An 18,956-nucleotide genomic window follows, 5' to 3' on the forward strand; every position below is an offset into this window, starting at 1 on the left:
ACGAGTCTATTCTCCATTCATTAGATTGGCAAAAAAGCCATCTAACTTTCATTCATAGTACCTTTATTTTATCAAAAAAAACAGAAAAATCCTAAGATAAAACTTAGGATTTTTAGCTGATTTCAAGCTAAATTTAGAAATTTCGCCCTGACTTGTTATAACCATATTTTTCAACAAAATGTTCACGAAATTCCAGAAGATTATCATCCATGATAGCCTGACGAACCTGCTTCATGAGGTTGAGCAAGAAGTAGAGATTATGGTAACTTGTCAAGCGGATACCAAAGGTTTCATCAGCCTTGAGCAAGTGACGAAGATAGGCACGGGTGTAGTTCTTACATGTGTAGCAATCACACTCTGGATCAAGTGGTGTAAAGTCCTCCGCAAACTGAGCATTCTTGACTACCAAGCGACCTTGACTGGTCATACAAGTCCCGTTACGAGCGATACGAGTCGGCAAGACACAGTCAAACATATCGACACCACGGATAACACCATCAATCAAGCTATCTGGCGCTCCTACTCCCATCAAGTAACGAGGTTTATTCTCAGGAAGGAGCTGAGTAGTGAAGTCCAAAACTGCATTCATCTCCTCATGGGTTTCTCCAACTGCTAGTCCTCCGATAGAATATCCTGGGAAGTCCATACTTACAAGGTCATGAGCTGATTGACGACGAAGATCTTCAAATCCTGCCCCTTGTACAATCCCAAATAGACCTTGATCATGTGGACGACGATGAGCCTTTAAACCACGCTCTGCCCAACGGCTAGTACGTTCAATCGATTTTTTCACATAATCATAAGGTTGATAAAATTGGGGACATTCGTCAAAGGACATCATGATATCTGAGCCCAGATTGTTTTGAATAGAAATTGCCTTTTCAGGTGAAAGAAACATCTTAGAACCGTTGAGGTGGTTCTTGAAGGTTACCCCTTCTTCTGTAATATTACGGCTATCCGCTAGGGAATACACTTGAAAACCACCGCTATCTGTCAAGATTGGTTGGTCCCAATTCATGAACTTGTGAAGACCTCCAGCACGGGCAATGAGTTCGTCCCCAGGGCGAAGCCACAAGTGATAAGTGTTAGAAAGGATAATTCCTGAACCCATCTCTTTCAATTCTTCTGGCGACTGAGTCTTGACCGTTGCCTGAGTCCCTACTGGCATAAACATAGGCGTTGGGAAGGTACCATGGGGTGTGATAATCTCACCCAAACGAGCTCCTGTGTGTTTTTCTTTTTTAATCAATCGATATTTGATTGGCGAATCTGACATTTTTTACCTCCGAAGCTGGGAAAGACAGTCCCAGTTCTTACTTTGTGCCTAGGGGCATACTGTATGATTCTATCAAAAAAAACAGGAACTGTCACGAACTATGGTATAATGAAAGAATGAAGTACCCAAAAATTAATTTAAAAGAAGTTCGCGAGCAGGCTAGACAATTTCAAGCCGAGCATCCTCGCTTGCTGCTTGTCTTTTTATTACCAAGTATTCTCTTTATTCTATCGAGCTTTATCAGACCTTTATCCCTACTTGATGAAGGCATTCTTGAACAGTCCTTCTTGAGTTTTCTAGGGATTACAATCCAGTCTGCTCTCTTTCCGATAGCCGTTGGATTTACAAGTTCCATCATCCTAGCTGGTGCCCTCTTTACCACGATTAATCTTTACAGAATTTCTGAGATAGAGCTTTCCTTTAAAGATAGTCTGTCCTTGCTTGACAACCGCTTCTTTACCCAAACATTTCTAACGCTCTTACTCAAGCGTTTCTATCTCTTTTTATGGAGCATCCCTAATCTTTTTGGAGTCTTCTTGCTCTTTTATAGCAGTGCCATGGCTCGTAAATTTGTGGAACTTCATCCCGAATTTCCATCTGTTGACGTCACCAATCCAGATATCGAACACTTCCTGCTTACTTTCGCACTCTACTTCTTTGGTAGTGTCCTTGTAATGATTTTGGGAACCATTCTCTATCTGCCACAATATTATGCCTATTCCCAAGTTGAACTACTTTTATGTGACACCCTTGCAATCGGAATTGCCAAACCGAGCCGCGTGCTGCATACCAGCCGCTTTCTCATGAAAGGCTATAAGTTCCAACGCTTTGTCCTTGATTTACAACTACTTCCTTGGTATATCCTTATCTGGATTAGCTTTGGAATCGCAAGTATCTCTATCTTCCCTTATATCTATAGTAGCCAATTCTTCTTCTATCAAAGACTACTTGAAATTAAGCGGAGAAAAGTTTAAGATCAGTTATTAAAAACCAGCACCTCATAGAAAGTGTTGGTTGTTTTTATTTTAATAAGAGGATACTCAAAAGAGTTATGATCGCTGGACCACCTTGCTTTAGAATGATTTTTTTATCTGCTGTTAAAGCACCATAAGTCGCTGCTCCTATGACAAATAAAACAAAGATTGTTACGATTTCTAAGCTATGCGAGAAATAAATACCATAGATAAGAAATACCCCAATCAAGGCATTATAAATCCCTTGGTTTTTAAAAAGTGAAGTGACAGATGGTCGAGTCAACTCTTCCTTTTCCATATTAAAGACTCGGCTGGTCGCGTCTGATTGGGTTGCGATACTCTCCAAATAAAAGATATAAAAATGTTCGAGGGCAACAATAGTTGCTAAAACAGTAGTAATGATTGACATAGTGTTCTCCTTAAAATTCTATTTTTTCTAAACCTGAGACTAGTTTTGTCAGTAAGGTTGTCAGTTCTTTCTGCTCACCAGGCGATAAGATGCTCTCCATCTGTTCCTTCACTCGCAAGTGATGTTTAGGCGGATTAACTAATAGTTGATTCTTGGCTTCTTGTGTTAATTCAACTAGGACTTCTCGCTGATTGATTGGATTACGCTTACGACTGACATAGCCCTCTGACTCTAAAACCTTAAAATGACGGGTCAAAGCTGCCTGGTCAATCTGTAACTTCTCTTGAACGGCAGTTTGGTTACACGGTGACTTTTGCAATAAAAACTGCAGAATTTGATAGCGGGTCAAACTAATTCCCAATTGTTTCTCAAAAAGTTGAGTAATCGTCTGATCTACTAAATGGAGCTGGTACAGTAATTCATTTATTTCTGGCATTTCTATTCCCTTGTTAACATTTGATTTATCAACTATTGACTTATCAAGTATAATGCAAGCTGATTAAAAACGCAACTATTTTGCTTACTCACGAAAAATAGCCTCTTGGTTTCAATCCCAAAAGGCTATGTTTTTTTATATTCTAGATAAAATCCAGCACTAACCTACCAAATCTGCTCGAAGGATTTCTCCCTCTTTATCAATGACAACTTCGATGGCATGGCCTGCAAAAATTTCCTCGCTATCATCATAGTAGAGGGTCAATTCCCCATCTTCGTTGATCGATAGTTCACTCAAGGAAAGAGAGTTAGTGAAATACTCTTCTGTTAACTCCACATCATTTTCATCCGAATCTATCCAGTCTTGAGCTGCTTCCCACAGTTCTTTGACAATATAGTCTTTAATCCGAGCATCTTGGACTTGGAAGGTTTCCATAAATTTCTTTAAATCATCGAAAGAACTTGGAGGAAGACTTTCATCTGCACCCGCATCAAACATAGCATGAATCTTACCCCCTTCATAGGTGATGAAGCCTTCAAACCAAGAATAGGCTCTATTTAGGGTGAACTCCCCAATAGCGTCTCGAATGATAACAGGTTTCTGGTAGGTTTCGATCAAGGTCTCTAACCTAGCATCCGTAGATTGGTCATCTAGGTATTCCAGCAAGCGGTAGCAATTGTTCGCCACTTCTGACATATAAGGCTCTAACTCCATGAAGGGACGTTTTTGACACTTAATGCGGTGAATTTTGTAGGGTTCAAAACTAAAGCCCCAATGCTTTTCTTTAAATTCTTCCGGAGTCAGGAGCCATTCCAAACGTCCTTCAAGTTCAGAAAAGTCCTGAGTTTCGACATTGACACTAGCTTTAAAATGAACGGACGGCATTAGACACCCATCTTTTAAAGAAGCAGCCCCATTTACATTTTGGAGGGTAAAAATCAAGAGTTCGACAATTTCACCACAAAATTCCTTTTCAAAATCATCTCTTGTTTTCTCAAATGGGGGTTTTAATCGGTTTGTCATTCTTATCATCCTTTCGCTCTATGCTTAAAATCGCTGGTATGGTTTTGTATTCGCTTACATTTTATCATGTTTGATATTTTTTTTCACTTGTAAATACTATTTTTACAAAAAAAGAAGCTACACTTTTAAATGTATAGCTTCTTATTATTCTTAGTTCATAGATACGTGAACGTGGTCATAGTGGTTTCCTGTTACGCTACCACGATCTGGCATTGGATTCCAAGTGTAAGCTGGTCCGTATTTGCTATCAAATGGTGCGTAGAAACGTTGTTTCCAGATGATGTAGCTGATGCCACGGCTAGCCATATTTTGGATAGCATAATCTGCAATTTGGTCACCTAGGGCTGAACTTACTGGAACCATGAAGTCAATCGCTAGACCTTTCCCGTGGTCTCCACTATCTCCAGGACGGTATCCACTAAATGATGTGATACCAAACAAGTTCGCAACTTCTTCTTTAAATGCCGCTGTTTGTGGTTGGAGACCTGCATTTTCTGATTTTGAAGCTGCAATACTTGCATAATCAGGAGCCGCTGGCGCTGTATAAGTTGCTGATGCACCTTGGCTTGATTCAGCTTGATAAGTTGCTGGAGCTGATTGAGCTTCTGTCACTTCTTCAGTAGTAGCTTCTGTTGTAGTTGTTTCTTCAACTGTTGTAGTTGTTTCAGCGACCGTAGTTGTTTCCTCAACTGTTGTAGTTGGTTCAGCAGCCGTAGTTGTTTCCTCAACTGTAGTTGTTGGTTCAGCGACCGTAGTTGTTTCCTCAACTGTAGTTGTTGGTTCAGCGACCGTAGTTGTTTCTTCAACGACAGGTGCCGCAGCTTCAGTTGTTGCTTCTGACGATACTGTAGTTTCTGCTACAGCTTCAGTTGTTGCTTCTGTTGTAGTTGTCTCCTCAACAGTAGTCGTTGTTTCTTCAACTGGTTGTGTCAAATCTTCGACTTGAACAGTTTGTTCATCTACTGTTACTTGATTCGTTGTTAAATCTGCTGTTGCACTTGCTACATCAGAACCAACTTCTTGAGGTGTATAAACCTCAACCTCTGTTACTTCTTCATTGTCGTTAACAGTTGTAGTCAGTACAGTTTCTGGGAAAATCAAATCAATATTAGTGATTTTGTTCAAGTTTACAAGGACATTTAAGTCTACTCCCAAAGCCTCTGCAATCGTGCTTAGGGTATCTCCGTACTTAATTGTGTAACTTGTTTTATTTTCGCTTTTAGCAATATCGTTTTGAATTTGCTCAACTGTACGTGGTGACCATACAATTTCTTCTGCTTGAGTCGCCAAGGTAGGGGCAAGTGATAGAGCTACTGTTGATGCTAAAATAATTCGTTTCTTCATACTATTCAAACTCCTTTTCAAATGTAGTACCTTTCTATCATAACATAAAGAAAAAAGAAAAAAAGCCCTTTGGGGGCTATTTAATAAAACTGTCTAGTCTCTGTAACAAACCACATTAATTGAAATAGTATGTATGAATTTTGTCACAAAGCTGACATATTCTCTTTCATAAAACTTTCATAAAGAGAGAGAAGGAATATCCGCTAAACAAGAAATCTGATGATTGCAATCCACCGGAGTTCCAAGGAAATTGATACTCTGGATGCCACTGTTTTGAGCAAATTCGATATCCAAAGTACGGTCCCCTATATAAAAGGTGCGGTCTGGTTTTAAATGGTATTTACTGATAAGGTAGGTCGCTGCTTCTGGACTTGGTTTACGAGCAAAACCGCTCTGGCTTGTCAAAATTTCTGTGAAATAAACATCCAAGCCCAAATCTCGTAAAATAGTCAAGGCATTCTCGCCTTTGTGGGTGTAGACAAATTGCTTAATTCCTTGCTGATTTGCCCAGGCTAAAACCTCGCGCGCCCCCGGCATCAAGATGACCTGGGCATTCTTTTCAGCCAAGCTCTGAGCACGGACTTGATTGAGCCTATTAACATCCAAGCCTCTTTCTTCTGCCACTTGCACTAGTAAATTCTGGACAGAGTATTTCAAGATAAAAGCTCGAACTTTTTCCTTGTCAAAAGGAATGGAAAACTGTGCATAGGTCTCCTCAATTCCTGACAAAATAGCTTCATAGGAGTCCAACAAGGTTCCATCCAAATCCCAAATAAAAGCCGTTTCTTGCATTTTTTATCCTTTCAATGTCATATAAGATTTGTAACGATAGCGTAGAAAAATCCAACGGAAACCATTATCCAAAAGTGTTCCTGCCCAGATACCAGGCAACCCCCATCCAAGAACAATTCCCATCAGGTAACCAGTCCCAATACGGATGCACCACATTCCAATACTTGTCGCATAAAAGGGAAGTCGGGCATTTCCCAAACCTTGCCAGACAGCTGTATAAATGACCGTTCCCGTTGTCATAGGAGTCCCTAAAAGTGAAAAAAGAGTTACTAAAACACTGGCTTTGATAGCCGCATGATCGCTGGTGTAGAGATAGCTTAGTGGTGTCCCGAGAGCATAGATACTAAGTGTTAAAGGCAACATGAGAAAGAAAGACAAGCAAAAAGTTTGCTTACTTAGTCTGTCTACCCTTACCCAATCATCTTCTCCAACTGCTCGAGCTACCTGCATGACTGTTGCTGTCGCAACACCGAAGGCAGGCATATAGTTGAACTGAGTCAAAACTTCACCGATAGCATTTCCCGCGACTGCCTCCGTCCCAAAGGAAACAACCAAGGCAATTATGACTACATCACCAGCCCTCATCATGAGACGTTCTCCCGCTGCAGGTAAAGCCAAGGTCAGCAGGTCTTTATCCAGTCCAAACGTCGGTCTCATATATGGAAGTTTTAATTGTGACCACAAAATTACAACCCCGATCAAACGAGACAAAATAGTCCCCCAAGCTACACCAGCTATCCCCATATCAAGGATAAAAATGGCGACACTTGAAAAAAGGATATTTAAAGCATTGGATAAAAAACTAACATAAAGCGGAAGTCGAGGATTGTGGGTAGCGCGAATCAAGGCTCCTAAACTAGTCATCAAGCCCAAGAAAATAATTGATCCACCCACCAATGATAGGTATAAGCCACCACTTTCAGCCACAGCCTGTTCAGTACCCAAAAGACCAATCATCTCTTGACCTGCAAAGATGGACAAGCCACCTAAAATTAAACTCAATAGCAAGGTTATCTTGAGAGCTTCTGTCACATGATAGGCTAGTCTAGACTGATCTTTCTGTCCCACACTTTTTGATATAACACTAGAAATTGCTGCTCCTAAGGCAATAAAAATCGCTTGGTAAATGGTTATAATATTTCCAGCTACAGAAACACCCGAAATGGCGATTAACCCAAGATTAGCTACCAAGTAGCTATCTACCATCCCCATGAGCATCTGTAAGAAATTTTCACCCATGGCAGGTAAAGCTATGTTGAGAATATCCTTATTTTTCTTAAACAATCCTTCCTCCTGATGAAAAGAAACTCAGTTAGTTTCCCAACCGAGTTTACTTCCTCTGTCTTAAAGTCCTAGATAAGATTCTACTGCAGCCTGCATCTCTGCCGCTGCAACAGTTGTCTTGTGACGAACTGGAGCTGTTTCGAGGCCATCCACTGCTGGTGGCACTGCTACTCCTGAGATTTCATGTAATTGAGCCAAGGCCTCAAAGTCGCTCAAACCTGATTTCCCTGTTACAGCTTCTACTGCAACTACTGGGAATTTATATGGGCTAGCTGTTGAAGCAATCACGGTCTTAGCCGCATCGCCTGTAGCTGCTTGGTATTTTTTATATACGGCTGAGGCAACTGCTGTATGAGGGTCCTCAATATAAGCATCTGCCTCATAAACACGCTTAATTTCTGCTGCTGTTTCTGCTTCCGTCGCATACTCTGCTGCAAAAAGGTCAAGAATCTCTGCATCAAAATCTGTCAATTCATACTGACCTTGGTTATTCAAAGCATTCATAAGTTCAGCTGTCTTAACCGCATCATTTCCCAAAAGATGGAAAATCAAGCGCTCCAAGTTTGAAGAGACCAAGATATCCATAGATGGGCTAGTGGTTACCTTAAACTCACGCTTCTTGTCATAAACACGAGTTTTAAAGAAATCTGTCAAGACATTGTTGTCATTTGAAGCACAAATTAACTTGCCGACTGGTAGGCCGATTTGCTTCGCATAAAAGGCAGCCAAGATATTCCCAAAGTTTCCTGTCGGTACGGTGAAGTTAACCTTGTCACCAGCCTTAATCTCACCAGTTTTAACAAGCTGAGCGTAGGCATAAACATAGTAGACAATCTGTGGTACCAAACGACCGATATTCATAGAGTTAGCTGATGAAAACTGGAGCTTGTTGGCTGCCAATTTCTCACGAAGAGCCACATCATTGAACATATGTTTTACGTTTGTTTGAGCATCGTCAAAGTTTCCATCAATAGCGATAACATGGGTATTTTCGCCCGTTTGAGTGGTCATTTGCAACTCTTGTACCTTGCTGACACCGTCTTTTGGATAAAAGACGATGATTTCCGTACCTGGGACATCCGCAAATCCTGCCATAGCAGCTTTCCCAGTATCTCCAGATGTCGCTGTCAAGATGACAATTTTGTTTTCCAAGCCGTGTTTCTTAGCAGCTGTTGTCATAAAGTAGGGCAAGATGGACAAGGCCATATCTTTAAAGGCAATGGTTGAACCGTGGAAAAGTTCCAAGTTGTATTGGCCATCGAGTTTGACAAGAGGGGCAATAGCTGGTGTATCAAACTTGCTGTCATAGGCATTGGTGATACAATAGTCCAACTCTTCTGCTGTAAAGTCATCCAAAAAGGCTGACAAGACAAGCTTGGCCACTTCTTGATAAGAAGCGTCCTTTAATGTTTCAAAATCCAAGTCCACCTTTGGATAGCTCACTGGAGTAAACAAGCCTCCATCTGTTGCCAAGCCTTGCAAAATCGCTTGGCTGGCTGTTACGGTATTGTTCGCATCACGCGTTGATTGATAAACTAATGTCATAAATCTCTATCCTTTATCTATAGTCTCATTCATTATAACATGATTTTTCAGAAAATTCTTCCGTTATAAGAAATTTATACGTCCATTTCTTCTTTCAAAGGTTCTAAATAAGTCGTTTCACTCTGACCTCTCATCTTAAGTCCTTGCTCTGCTATCGCTAGCAAGTCTTTGGAGAACTGGACAATCCCAGCTGTTTCTTCATCTGTGAGGTGTTTCTTAGAAAATTGTCTTCTCAAAGACTTGTAGTCACGACCAAAACTTTCAAAGAAAGGAGCTATTTCTAGGTAAGCTTCAAGCTTGTCAAGATTCACCAACAAACCTAGATGAAAGGCTGCTGAAGCAAAAGTTCGGTCTAGTGGCTGAGTACAAACACTCCGAAATTCGACCGTTCCTCGAGTTGTTAAATCTTGGAATTGGTAGCTACGGTGCGTTTGGAAGTCCTTCTCTTGAGGGACAAGCAACGTTTCTTTCCCATTTAGAGTATAAGCAGGAATCTCATCAGTGGCTAAGTAATCTCTAGCCCGAATTGGAGAAAAATAGTAGGTCTCCCCATCTCGTTCTGCTGTGAAAATCGCAGAATGGTCTAAATAATCAAAGAAATCATCTTCATCTTTAAAGAGTCTGGTATTGACACCAACATTCTCTGGATAAATCCCATGCATGGAGTCTTCCCAAAAAATATCTCGTGAAATCTGGGTGTCCCAGTCTGCTCCAGAAAACTCAGAATTGGCAAACAGGTAAGCTTTGGCTCCCTCTATCTGTGTGAAAGCATTGATGACACGTAGGTAGTTATCGGTCGAAACATCCAACTGGACTTGACTCCCGCAGATGAAGGCTCCGTATTGTGGAAAGTCATGTAAATGCGCACTTTCTTGGTGACTCCCCATACTCAGATAATCCATCAGCATCTGATAGCGTGGATAAGCGACAGGTCGATTGTCATTTTGATTCCAGTTTGGATGAATCCCCCAACCCTGGATAGCATGATTCTTTTCGCCTAGCTTTTCTTGGATTACCTTCATATAGGCCTGAAAACGTCCTTCAACCTCTTGGATATTCTGAGCCCTACCAAAGGCAAATTCCAAGGTCGTGTAGGAAACCTCAAACAAAATCCGATCCTGACTCACAGGTTCTATAAGTTGAATCGGATTGCCCTCCTGGTCCTCCTTTTCAACTTTCAGACTGAGAGCATCCACCAAAAAGCGCAACAAATCCTTGCTGACTTCAATATCTGTAGGTTGGCCTTTCGTATGAACAATAGGAAACTCCAACTCAATACCGATGTAGAGATCTGGATTTTCTTTGATATTTTTTAAATAGCGGTCTTTTAATAACTGAATTGAAGGGGACATACATACCTCTCACTCTAACTTCTTATACTAGAAAATAAATTACTCTCTATTATACCAAAAACTCCTAGAGATGAATCTTAGAAAATCTGTTTGTAAGCACACTCCCTATATTTGAGACCAAATAAGTTCCTCTTTATATGAAATTTTCCATGAATACGTTAGATATTATTGTGCAAATTTCACAGTATCATCAACCAGTTAAGCGATTTCATATATTTTTACATAAATCTCCTTGCATTATATTAAATATCGTGATATAATTCACATATAGACAAAAAAGAGGGCAGTTCAAATTTGACTTCACTTGAATCACGATTTAAGGCAAGCCCCTTTTCCTCTGCACCTCAACTACTAACCAAGGAGGATAGCTATGAAAGCTGTTGTTGTAAATCCAGAAAGCACTGGTGTTGCTATTGAAGAAAAAGTGCTCCGTCCGCTCGAAAATGGCGAAGCACTTGTTGAAGTTGAGTACTGTGGTGTTTGCCATACAGACCTCCACGTTGCCCATGGTGACTTTGGAAAAGTTCCAGGACGTGTTCTCGGTCACGAAGGGATTGGTATCGTAAAAGAAATCGCTCCTGATGTTAAGAGTCTAAAAGTTGGTGACCGTGTCAGCGTAGCTTGGTTCTTTGAAGGCTGTGGCATATGTGAATATTGTACAACCGGACGCGAAACCCTTTGCCGTACAGTAAAAAACGCTGGCTACTCAGTTGATGGTGGTATGGCAGAACAATGTATCGTAACTGCAGATTATGCTGTTAAGGTTCCAGAAGGTCTCGATCCAGCCCAAGCTTCTTCAATCACTTGTGCCGGTGTTACTACCTACAAGGCTATCAAAGAGGCAAAAGTTGAGCCAGGCCAATGGGTTGTACTCTATGGTGCTGGAGGACTTGGTAACTTAGCTGTTCAATACGCTAAAAAAGTATTCAACGCTCATGTTATCGCAGTAGATATTAACAACGATAAACTTGCTCTAGCTAAAGAAGTTGGTGCTGATATCGTAATTAATGGTCTTGAAGTCGAAGATGTTCCAGGCCTTATCAAAGAAAAAACAAACGGTGGTGCTCACTCAGCTGTCGTAACAGCTGTATCAAAAGTTGCCTTCAACCAAGCAGTTGACTCTGTTCGTGCAGGTGGTCGTGTAGTAGCTGTCGGACTCCCTTCAGAAATGATGGATCTAAGTATCGTTAAAACAGTTCTTGACGGTATTCAGGTCATCGGTTCCCTTGTTGGTACACGTAAAGATTTGGAAGAAGCTTTCCAATTTGGTGCTGAAGGTCTCGTGGTTCCAGTTGTTCAAAAACGGCCCGTCGAAGATGCCATTGCTGTCTTTGATGAAATGGCTGCTGGCACCATCCAAGGTCGCATGGTTCTAGACTTTACTCATTAAGATAGATAATAAATTCCAAAACGAGGTAGGGACAAAAGACCCCACCTCGTTTTTTAGCAATAAAATTTTGACATAGCAATTTATTGAACTTAAAGTTCTTTTTTTTAACGCTCAAGAACACTATTGACAAAACGTCATTTTACTATCCACATTCTTTAAGCATCCAATGGTTGAAGTATAGGGGGCTAGAAATAAGATACCGATTTGGTTCGTCGATTTCTGTACTAGGACTTTTTTATATTAAATTTTTTTACTATTCTCTAGATAAAACCACTAGATGTTGATATATCAACATCTCTAAAACAGCCTTCTCCCTCCACTTTTTAGGATTTATTATAAGTAGTTGATTTTTTGCTGAAAACGGTTTATACTTAAAGAGTCTTAAAGTTTTCTTAAACTACAAGCCAAACATTTTATAAGGAGGAATGACAATAATGAGTATCGGAATCATTATTGCGAGCCACGGTGAATTTGCCGCGGGTATTCATCAGTCAGGATCTATGATCTTTGGTGAACAAGAAAAGGTTCAAGTTGTAACCTTTATGCCAAACGAAGGTCCAGATGACTTATACGCAAAATTCAACAATGCTGTGGCTGCATTTGACGCAGAAGATGAGGTTCTAGTATTGGCTGACCTTTGGAGTGGTTCTCCATTTAACCAAGCTAGCCGCGTAATGGGAGAAAATCCTGAGCGTAAATTTGCCATCATCACAGGACTTAACTTGCCGATGTTAATCCAAGCCTACACCGAACGCCTGATGGACGCTAATGCCGGAGTGGCTAAAGTTGCTGCAAACATCATTAAAGAAGCCAAAGATGGCATCAAGGCTCTTCCAGAAGAGCTAAACCCAGCTGAGGAAGTTGCAACTGCTGCAGCTGCTCCAGTTGCCCAAGCTGCTATTCCAGAAGGAACTGTTATCGGAGACGGTAAATTGAAAATCAACCTTGCACGTCTTGACACACGTCTCCTTCACGGGCAAGTCGCAACTGCTTGGACACCAGATTCAAAAGCAGACCGTATCATCGTTGCTTCAGATAACGTTGCTAAAGATGACCTTCGTAAAGAATTGATCAAACAAGCAGCTCCAAACGGAGTGAAGGCTAACGTTGTTCCAATCCAAAAATTGATTGAGGTTGCAAAAGACCCTCGTTTTGGTAACACACACGCCCTTATCTTGTTTGAAACACCACAAGATGCTCTTCGAGCTATCGAAGGTGGTGTACCAATCAAGACTCTTAACGTTGGATCAATGGCTCACTCAACTGGTAAAACAATGGTCAACAACGTATTGTCAATGGACAAAGACGACGTTGCTACATTTGAAAAAATGCGTGACCTTGGTGTTGAATTTGACGTACGTAAAGTACCAAACGACACTAAAAAAGATTTGTTTGACTTGATTAGCAAAGCTAACGTTCAATAATTAACATTAAATAGAAAAGGAATAAAACCATGTCAGATATTTCAATCATTTCTGCTATCTTGGTTGTAGTTGTTGCCTTCTTCGCAGGTCTTGAAGGTATCCTCGACCAATTCCAATTCCATCAACCAATCGTAGCATGTACCCTTATCGGGCTTGTAACTGGTAACCTCGAAGCTGGGGTTATGCTTGGTGGATCACTTCAAATGATCGCTCTTGGTTGGGCAAACATCGGAGCTGCCGTAGCTCCTGACGCTGCTCTTGCTTCTGTTGCTGCTGCAATCATCATGATTAAAGGTGGTAACTTTACTACTGAAGGTATCGCAGTCGCAACTGCAACTGCAATCCCTCTTGCCGTAGCTGGACTTTTCTTGACTATGATTGTTCGTACAATCTCAGTTGGTTTGGTTCACACTGCTGACGCTGCTGCTAAAGAAGGAAACATTGCAGCTGTTGAACGTGCTCACTACTTTGCCCTTGTTCTTCAAGGTCTACGTATTGCAATCCCTGCTGCCTTCCTTATCGCTATCCCTGCTTCTGCTGTTCAAGATGCTCTTAAATTGATGCCAGACTGGTTGAACGGTGGTATGGCTGTCGGTGGTGCCATGGTCGTTGCCGTTGGTTACGCTTTGGTTATCAACATGATGGCTACTCGTGAAGTATGGCCATTCTTCGCTATCGGTTTTGCTCTTGCAGCAATCTCTCAATTGACTTTGATTGCCCTTGGTGTCATCGGTGTTGCCCTTGCCTTCATCTACCTCAACCTTTCTAAACAAGGTGGAAACGGTGGCGGAGGAGCTGCAACTTCTAACGATCCAATCGGTGATATCCTAGAAGACTACTAGAAAGGGGAACAATCATGGCTGAAAAAATTCAATTATCAAAATCAGATCGCCAAAAAGTTTGGTGGCGTTCACAATTCCTTCAAGGTTCTTGGAACTACGAACGTATGCAAAACTTGGGTTGGGCTTACTCTTTGATCCCAGCTATCAAGAAACTTTACACTAAAAAAGAAGACCAAGCAGCTGCTCTTGAGCGTCACCTTGAATTCTTCAACACTCACCCATACGTAGCTGCTCCAATCATGGGGGTTACTCTTGCACTTGAAGAAGAACGCGCTAACGGTACTGAAATCGATGACGCTGCTATCCAAGGTGTTAAGATCGGTATGATGGGACCTCTTGCCGGTATCGGTGACCCAGTCTTCTGGTTTACAGTTCGTCCGATCCTTGGTGCCCTTGGTGCTTCACTTGCTGCAACTGGTAACATCGTTGGACCACTTCTCTTCTTCTTTGGATGGAATGCAATCCGTATGTCTTTCCTTTGGTATACACAAGAGTTTGGTTACAAGGCTGGATCTGAAATCACTAAAGACATGTCAGGTGGTATCTTGAAAGACATCACTAAAGGAGCTTCTATCCTTGGTATGTTTATCCTTGCCGTTCTTGTACAACGTTGGGTATCCATCAACTTCACTATCAACCTTCCAGGTAAACAATTATCAGAAGGTGCCTACATCAACTTCCCAGAAGGTCCTGTTACAGGTGGAGAATTGAAGGGTATTCTTGGTCAAGCACTTAGTGGCATGAGCTTGGATAGCGTTCAACCACAAACGCTTCAAGGTCAGTTGAACTCATTGATTCCAGGATTGATGGGACTTCTCCTTACTTTCCTTTGCATGTGGTTGCTTAAGAAAAAAGTATCTCCAATCACAATCATCCTTGCCCTCTTTGCAGTTGGTATCGCAGCTCGTTTCTTCGGTATTATGTAATCTCGGTGAGAACATACAAACAAAAAAGAATCAGGTTTATCACCTGATTCTTTTGGCTCTTTGTCAAATAGTGTTGATGAAGAACCTAATGAAAAAAGAATCCAACAAAAATTGGACTACCTGTCTCCGGTTGAATACCGAAGACGGTAGCCCTAGGGTGTTTTTATTAAATTCTCACTTTTTGGGGTCAGTCCCTAAGCCTGATAGTAGTTTCTTGTTCATACTATTCCCCTTTAGTCATTTACTACTTTGAGTCCTAAACTATTGGCAGCCTCTTCTGCCTTTGATCCCTTAGGTGTATGGATTTCTACATTCTTATTTGAATTTTCTGGGAAGTAAAATAAGTCTGTTATTTCAATTACACTTTCAGGTATTGTGATCGATTTGATTGATGGTGTGTCTGAAAATACCAATTGACCAATTGATTTTGTTCCTTCTGGAAATACAACAGACTCTAGAGAACTTGCTCCTAAAAATGCGTGATCATCAACAGTTTCTAATGATGTTCCTAAATAAATGTACTTCAATGCTTTATCTTGACCAAAAGATGACTCTCCAACATATCTTACTGTATCTGGTAAGACGATTGCTTCACATTTTTCAAGATTTGCCATACCACGCTGTGCAATCGCTATAACAGGTTTACCATTAATGGTTTTTGGTACACGAACAACCTTGTCGTCAGAAGTACAACTATAGATTGCGTATCCTTCTTGCCACTCTTCATATGTGAAGTACTTTTCATCTGTATCCGGGAAGTCTTTGAAGTTCTTCTCTGTTACTTCAGAGTTATTTGTTGTGGTATTTTTTGTTTCTATTGTAGAAGTACTTGTTGTGGTATTTTGTTTTGACTCCTTAGGTCCGCATCCTACTAAACCTGATAAGAGTACTGCTGCACATAAGCCTGATAATAGTTTCTTGTTCATTATTTCTCCTCCTAATATTTTATGAATATATTAATACCTATATGTTATAAGATGTAGATATTCTTGCTAATATCAAATATTTCTATCTAATCTTCCTATAAATATACGCATGTTAATATATTAATATCTTTAAGTATTTATAACTATAGTTCCTTAATTTTCCCAGTAAAAAACGAAAGGCACCACAAGTTATTTATATGTTTTCTTTAAACGATTCATGTACTTCTGTCGCAACTTCTCGCCCGTCTTTAATTGCGGTTGCGATAGATTGAGGACCTAAATATGCATCACCTGTTATTATTTATTTCTATTGTATTCTGATGTTGACCGAAAGTCAAATTTTTACCTTTCATCTAGAACACTAAAGTCTACTTTTGTTCAATTGCTGCAACGACAAGATCACATGGAATAATATGTTCACTACCTGCCACTTCATGCGTTAATCTTCTTCCACTTTCATCTGATTCACCAAGTTCCATTGTAATAACCTTTACACCAGTTACTTTCCCACTCTCATCACGCAATACTTCTTTAATATTCTCTAAGAAATGGAATGTAACACCTTCATTGTGTGCATCTTTGATTTGTAGTATAGCTTCTAGTATATTGTTCATATGGTCATCATCCTTTTGTTTTAGGTTTAGGCGCTTTTAATATAATGGATGTTGGCCTTTTTGTATACACTAAAATAGGGTTGGTGGAAAATTTCCATCAACCCTAAAAATTATAGAACCACACAAAACCCTGACCAGAGATGGTCAGGGTTTTGTATTTCAAAAATTATTCTGTAAATTCTATAGTTACTTTTACTTCAGAATCCATTGAAGAAAATATTGTTTTATAATAATTGATTGCAGATTCTTTAATTTCACTCTTAAATTTATCTAAATACTCTGCTTGTTTATCACTAGAAAGTTGGTTTGTGACCAATTTCCCAGTATCAACATCTTCTGTAGTCCCACTTAATAACTCTCCATGACTATCATATAAATCATAAGGATCATCTTTTGAAAGTTCAACACCAATTACTTCCAATTTTGGAACAATAACCTTATATTCTTTTTCGCTTATTTGTTCAACCTTTACACTACTTTTAATTCCAAATTTAGCGTTATAATTTAAAATTACTAATGCTGCTTTTTTAGAGAACGGCACATCAAACCCAAAAACTTGAGTTGTTTTTGTTTCAGAAATAATTTCATTAATTCCCGCATTCAAAAATACAACTTCATTCACTTTTTCAATACTTTCGATATTAATTGACGATTTGACTTCTGATTTATGTTCCTTAGGTAAGAAAAATAGCACTCCAATAGCTATAATAGCTATTAATACCAGATTCAATAGAACACTAAACTTATTAAATTTCTTCTTTAATATAGACAAGATAAAAAAACCTCACTTTAAATAATCTATCTAAATTTTACACATTCTAAAGAAAACAGTCAATATTTTTTCGTACTATCTTCTAAAATTAATTGTGCCTATTAAAAATGAAATTAGTTTGTTGCATTTGATTATATTTTTTGAACACCAAATCCATTTAAAATTGAGTGCTATTTTGGGGCTCTTTGTCAAATAGTGTTGATGAAGAAATTTAGGAAGGGATTAAGCAACTAATTGTTGCTTAATTCCTTTTTGTTTTGGGCCAAACATTTTTGTTATTAAAATAATCCTATTTCTAAAATAGTAATAGTTTCTAAAGCCGTAGGCATTTCTTTTAAGCACTTTTATTTTATTGTTTATTCCTTCAATAGGGCCTTTTGTTCTAGTTGGATACTCACAAGTATTTTGAATATATGGCAAGTAAGTCATAAGAGTCTTTAATACTCTTTTTAAACCAGGAGATAGGTCTAATTGCGTAGCTGCTTCAATCGTTTCCTTGAATTCTATATAATCTCTATCCTGTATACATTCACGAGGTGAATGTACAACCTCATAATCATTTTTTAGAGATGGATTGTTTTCTAAGATATAATCTACGATTCCTTTACTTGTTATGAAGCTTTCAAAAAGCTTATAACGATTATATTTATAGTTCTGAAGTTCATTAGGGTTCTTTAAAATTAACTTCCAATAATGTTTTAACTTTCGATATAATTTAGGATTTTTATAACGATGCTGATTCATGATACGTACCCGAGTTCGATTTAGTTCTCTATTCAAGGCTTGTACAATGTGAAAAGGATCAATGATAATTTTTGCGTTAAGAAACATTTCTTTTATTAATTGAATGTATGGCAAGTACATATCGATGGAGATAGTTTTCACCTTTAATCTAGTCTTAGGCTCAAAACGATAAAAATATTGTTTCAAACTGTAAGATTTTCTATCTCGTACAACATCGACCAACTTGTGTGTAGTGCTATCACAAATAATGAAGCTCATATTACTATCGGAAGATTTAACAGATTTAAATTCATCAAAACACAAATGCTCGGGTAAATCATGTAATGGTTTAATCGTTAATAATCGTGCTGTATCATCTATGATACGTCTAACGGTATGAATTGAAACATTTGTTTCTTTGGCAATATATGTTTCAGATACTGTTTCACTTATTTTTGCCTTAATTTCATTTTTTAATCGTTTCGAGATATGACAGTATTTTTCTACAATTCGACTAGTATCTGCAGTAAATGAAGAACCACATTCTCTACAGAGAAATCTCTGATTTCGTAGATTTAAGTAGGCTGGAAGGCCTGAAACAGAACAGAGAGTGATACGAGAAGTTTTCGTCCCGTTTTTAACTATATTGTTATTTTGGCTAACGCACCCACAAACGGCACAAAATTCTGGTTTATGCGTATATGTAGCTGAATAAAATAAAGATTTTCTATTTTTTAATATCTTCTCTTGAACATTATTATCCCAAATAATGTTTTTATCTTTGATTTGTAGTGTAGCTTCTAGTATATTGTTCATATGGTCATCATTCTTTTGTTTTAGGTTTAGGCGCTTTTAATATAATGGATGTTGGCCTTTTTGTATACACTAAAATAGGGTTGGTGGA

General features: G+C 39.3%; 19 protein-coding genes. 6 read left to right on the forward strand and 13 right to left on the reverse strand.

The window, feature by feature from the left end:
- Positions 1 to 133: 133 nt before the first annotated feature.
- Positions 134 to 1,276, reverse strand: coding sequence for a tRNA guanosine(34) transglycosylase Tgt (tgt, locus tag ACLNCS_RS06110; protein WP_004250663.1), 1,143 nt, complete (start codon positions 1,274 to 1,276; stop codon positions 134 to 136).
- 116 nt (positions 1,277 to 1,392) lie between these two features.
- Between tgt and ACLNCS_RS06115 the strand changes: the two genes are divergently transcribed.
- A complete protein-coding gene (locus ACLNCS_RS06115) occupies positions 1,393 to 2,250 on the forward strand; it encodes a DUF975 family protein (protein WP_424847796.1) in 858 nt (285 codons plus the stop codon).
- Positions 2,251 to 2,296: 46 nt separating this feature from the next.
- On the opposite strand, the gene ACLNCS_RS06120 is transcribed toward ACLNCS_RS06115, so the two are convergent.
- The 8 genes from ACLNCS_RS06120 to ACLNCS_RS06155 all read right to left on the reverse strand — a co-directional run bounded on the left by ACLNCS_RS06120 (position 2,297) and on the right by ACLNCS_RS06155 (position 10,435).
- On the reverse strand, positions 2,297 to 2,659 hold the full coding sequence (locus tag ACLNCS_RS06120; RefSeq protein ID WP_424847798.1) for a DUF1304 domain-containing protein: 363 nt from the start codon (positions 2,657 to 2,659) through the stop codon (positions 2,297 to 2,299).
- Between the two features lie 10 nt (positions 2,660 to 2,669).
- Positions 2,670 to 3,095 carry a MarR family winged helix-turn-helix transcriptional regulator gene (locus ACLNCS_RS06125; protein WP_424847800.1) on the reverse strand — a complete coding sequence of 142 codons (426 nt, stop codon included), beginning with the start codon at positions 3,093 to 3,095 and terminating at the stop codon, positions 2,670 to 2,672.
- 159 nt (positions 3,096 to 3,254) lie between these two features.
- On the reverse strand, positions 3,255 to 4,118 hold the full coding sequence (locus ACLNCS_RS06130; protein ID WP_424847802.1) for a DUF2262 domain-containing protein: 864 nt from the start codon (positions 4,116 to 4,118) through the stop codon (positions 3,255 to 3,257).
- Between the two features lie 150 nt (positions 4,119 to 4,268).
- Positions 4,269 to 5,462 (reverse strand): LysM peptidoglycan-binding domain-containing protein, encoded by a 1,194-nt coding sequence (locus ACLNCS_RS06135; protein ID WP_424847804.1) that lies wholly within the window; start codon positions 5,460 to 5,462, stop codon positions 4,269 to 4,271.
- Positions 5,463 to 5,639: 177 nt separating this feature from the next.
- Positions 5,640 to 6,254 carry an HAD family hydrolase gene (locus ACLNCS_RS06140; RefSeq protein ID WP_424847806.1) on the reverse strand — a complete coding sequence of 205 codons (615 nt, stop codon included), beginning with the start codon at positions 6,252 to 6,254 and terminating at the stop codon, positions 5,640 to 5,642.
- A gap of 3 nt (positions 6,255 to 6,257) precedes the next feature.
- Complete coding sequence (locus ACLNCS_RS06145) at positions 6,258 to 7,538, reverse strand: MATE family efflux transporter (protein WP_424847808.1); 1,281 nt, start codon at positions 7,536 to 7,538, stop codon at positions 6,258 to 6,260.
- A 60-nt stretch (positions 7,539 to 7,598) separates the two neighbouring features.
- Positions 7,599 to 9,083 (reverse strand): threonine synthase, encoded by a 1,485-nt coding sequence (gene thrC / locus ACLNCS_RS06150; protein WP_414312138.1) that lies wholly within the window; start codon positions 9,081 to 9,083, stop codon positions 7,599 to 7,601.
- A 74-nt stretch (positions 9,084 to 9,157) separates the two neighbouring features.
- The gene (locus ACLNCS_RS06155) at positions 9,158 to 10,435 is read right to left on the reverse strand and encodes a gamma-glutamylcysteine synthetase (RefSeq protein ID WP_414312139.1); all 1,278 of its coding nucleotides are present in this window, start codon (positions 10,433 to 10,435) and stop codon (positions 9,158 to 9,160) included.
- Between the two features lie 370 nt (positions 10,436 to 10,805).
- On the opposite strand from ACLNCS_RS06155, the gene adhP reads away from it, so the two are divergent.
- The 5 genes from adhP (at position 10,806) to ACLNCS_RS06180 (ending at position 15,167) form a co-directional block, all read left to right on the forward strand.
- Positions 10,806 to 11,825 (forward strand): alcohol dehydrogenase AdhP, encoded by a 1,020-nt coding sequence (adhP, locus tag ACLNCS_RS06160; protein ID WP_049495231.1) that lies wholly within the window; start codon positions 10,806 to 10,808, stop codon positions 11,823 to 11,825.
- Between the two features lie 434 nt (positions 11,826 to 12,259).
- Positions 12,260 to 13,249, forward strand: a complete 990-nt coding sequence (locus ACLNCS_RS06165) for a PTS sugar transporter subunit IIB (protein ID WP_070678630.1) — start codon at positions 12,260 to 12,262, stop codon at positions 13,247 to 13,249.
- 29 nt (positions 13,250 to 13,278) lie between these two features.
- Positions 13,279 to 14,091, forward strand: coding sequence for a PTS mannose/fructose/sorbose transporter subunit IIC (locus ACLNCS_RS06170; RefSeq protein WP_004250648.1), 813 nt, complete (start codon positions 13,279 to 13,281; stop codon positions 14,089 to 14,091).
- Positions 14,092 to 14,105: 14 nt separating this feature from the next.
- Positions 14,106 to 15,017 (forward strand): PTS system mannose/fructose/sorbose family transporter subunit IID, encoded by a 912-nt coding sequence (locus ACLNCS_RS06175; protein ID WP_070678627.1) that lies wholly within the window; start codon positions 14,106 to 14,108, stop codon positions 15,015 to 15,017.
- 60 nt (positions 15,018 to 15,077) lie between these two features.
- On the forward strand, positions 15,078 to 15,167 hold the full coding sequence (locus ACLNCS_RS06180) for an IS3 family transposase (RefSeq protein WP_367400507.1): 90 nt from the start codon (positions 15,078 to 15,080) through the stop codon (positions 15,165 to 15,167).
- Positions 15,168 to 15,250: 83 nt separating this feature from the next.
- Here the strand turns inward: ACLNCS_RS06180 and ACLNCS_RS06185 are convergent, their stop codons facing one another.
- The 4 genes from ACLNCS_RS06185 to ACLNCS_RS06200 form a co-directional block, all read right to left on the reverse strand.
- Positions 15,251 to 15,943 (reverse strand): leucine-rich repeat domain-containing protein, encoded by a 693-nt coding sequence (locus ACLNCS_RS06185; RefSeq protein WP_004250645.1) that lies wholly within the window; start codon positions 15,941 to 15,943, stop codon positions 15,251 to 15,253.
- A gap of 368 nt (positions 15,944 to 16,311) precedes the next feature.
- The gene (locus ACLNCS_RS06190) at positions 16,312 to 16,557 is read right to left on the reverse strand and encodes a hypothetical protein (RefSeq protein ID WP_004250643.1); all 246 of its coding nucleotides are present in this window, start codon (positions 16,555 to 16,557) and stop codon (positions 16,312 to 16,314) included.
- Positions 16,558 to 16,723: 166 nt separating this feature from the next.
- Positions 16,724 to 17,287, reverse strand: a complete 564-nt coding sequence (locus tag ACLNCS_RS06195; RefSeq protein ID WP_006151309.1) for a DUF4230 domain-containing protein — start codon at positions 17,285 to 17,287, stop codon at positions 16,724 to 16,726.
- Between the two features lie 264 nt (positions 17,288 to 17,551).
- Entirely contained in the window at positions 17,552 to 18,868 is a 1,317-nt protein-coding gene (locus ACLNCS_RS06200) for an ISL3 family transposase (RefSeq protein WP_004250640.1), read from the reverse strand.
- Positions 18,869 to 18,956: the final 88 nt, after the last annotated feature.

Origin of the sequence: Streptococcus sp. CL9.43, assembly GCF_049737935.1 — a bacterium.
GTDB lineage: Bacteria > Bacillota > Bacilli > Lactobacillales > Streptococcaceae > Streptococcus > Streptococcus infantis_I.

What these genes read in the sequence shown, in the direction of transcription:
- tgt (WP_004250663.1), bottom strand. Translation starts at nt 1,276, where the DNA reads ATGTCAGATTCGCCAATCAAATATCGATTGATTAAAAAAGAAAAACAC.
- ACLNCS_RS06115 (WP_424847796.1), top strand. Translation starts at nt 1,393, where the DNA reads ATGAAGTACCCAAAAATTAATTTAAAAGAAGTTCGCGAGCAGGCTAGA.
- ACLNCS_RS06120 (WP_424847798.1), bottom strand. Translation starts at nt 2,659, where the DNA reads ATGTCAATCATTACTACTGTTTTAGCAACTATTGTTGCCCTCGAACAT.
- ACLNCS_RS06125 (WP_424847800.1), bottom strand. Translation starts at nt 3,095, where the DNA reads ATGCCAGAAATAAATGAATTACTGTACCAGCTCCATTTAGTAGATCAG.
- ACLNCS_RS06130 (WP_424847802.1), bottom strand. Translation starts at nt 4,118, where the DNA reads ATGACAAACCGATTAAAACCCCCATTTGAGAAAACAAGAGATGATTTT.
- ACLNCS_RS06135 (WP_424847804.1), bottom strand. Translation starts at nt 5,462, where the DNA reads ATGAAGAAACGAATTATTTTAGCATCAACAGTAGCTCTATCACTTGCC.
- ACLNCS_RS06140 (WP_424847806.1), bottom strand. Translation starts at nt 6,254, where the DNA reads ATGCAAGAAACGGCTTTTATTTGGGATTTGGATGGAACCTTGTTGGAC.
- thrC (WP_414312138.1), bottom strand. Translation starts at nt 9,083, where the DNA reads ATGACATTAGTTTATCAATCAACGCGTGATGCGAACAATACCGTAACA.
- ACLNCS_RS06155 (WP_414312139.1), bottom strand. Translation starts at nt 10,435, where the DNA reads ATGTCCCCTTCAATTCAGTTATTAAAAGACCGCTATTTAAAAAATATC.
- adhP (WP_049495231.1), top strand. Translation starts at nt 10,806, where the DNA reads ATGAAAGCTGTTGTTGTAAATCCAGAAAGCACTGGTGTTGCTATTGAA.
- ACLNCS_RS06165 (WP_070678630.1), top strand. Translation starts at nt 12,260, where the DNA reads ATGAGTATCGGAATCATTATTGCGAGCCACGGTGAATTTGCCGCGGGT.
- ACLNCS_RS06170 (WP_004250648.1), top strand. Translation starts at nt 13,279, where the DNA reads ATGTCAGATATTTCAATCATTTCTGCTATCTTGGTTGTAGTTGTTGCC.
- ACLNCS_RS06175 (WP_070678627.1), top strand. Translation starts at nt 14,106, where the DNA reads ATGGCTGAAAAAATTCAATTATCAAAATCAGATCGCCAAAAAGTTTGG.
- ACLNCS_RS06185 (WP_004250645.1), bottom strand. Translation starts at nt 15,943, where the DNA reads ATGAACAAGAAACTATTATCAGGCTTATGTGCAGCAGTACTCTTATCA.
- ACLNCS_RS06190 (WP_004250643.1), bottom strand. Translation starts at nt 16,557, where the DNA reads ATGAACAATATACTAGAAGCTATACTACAAATCAAAGATGCACACAAT.
- ACLNCS_RS06200 (WP_004250640.1), bottom strand. Translation starts at nt 18,868, where the DNA reads ATGAACAATATACTAGAAGCTACACTACAAATCAAAGATAAAAACATT.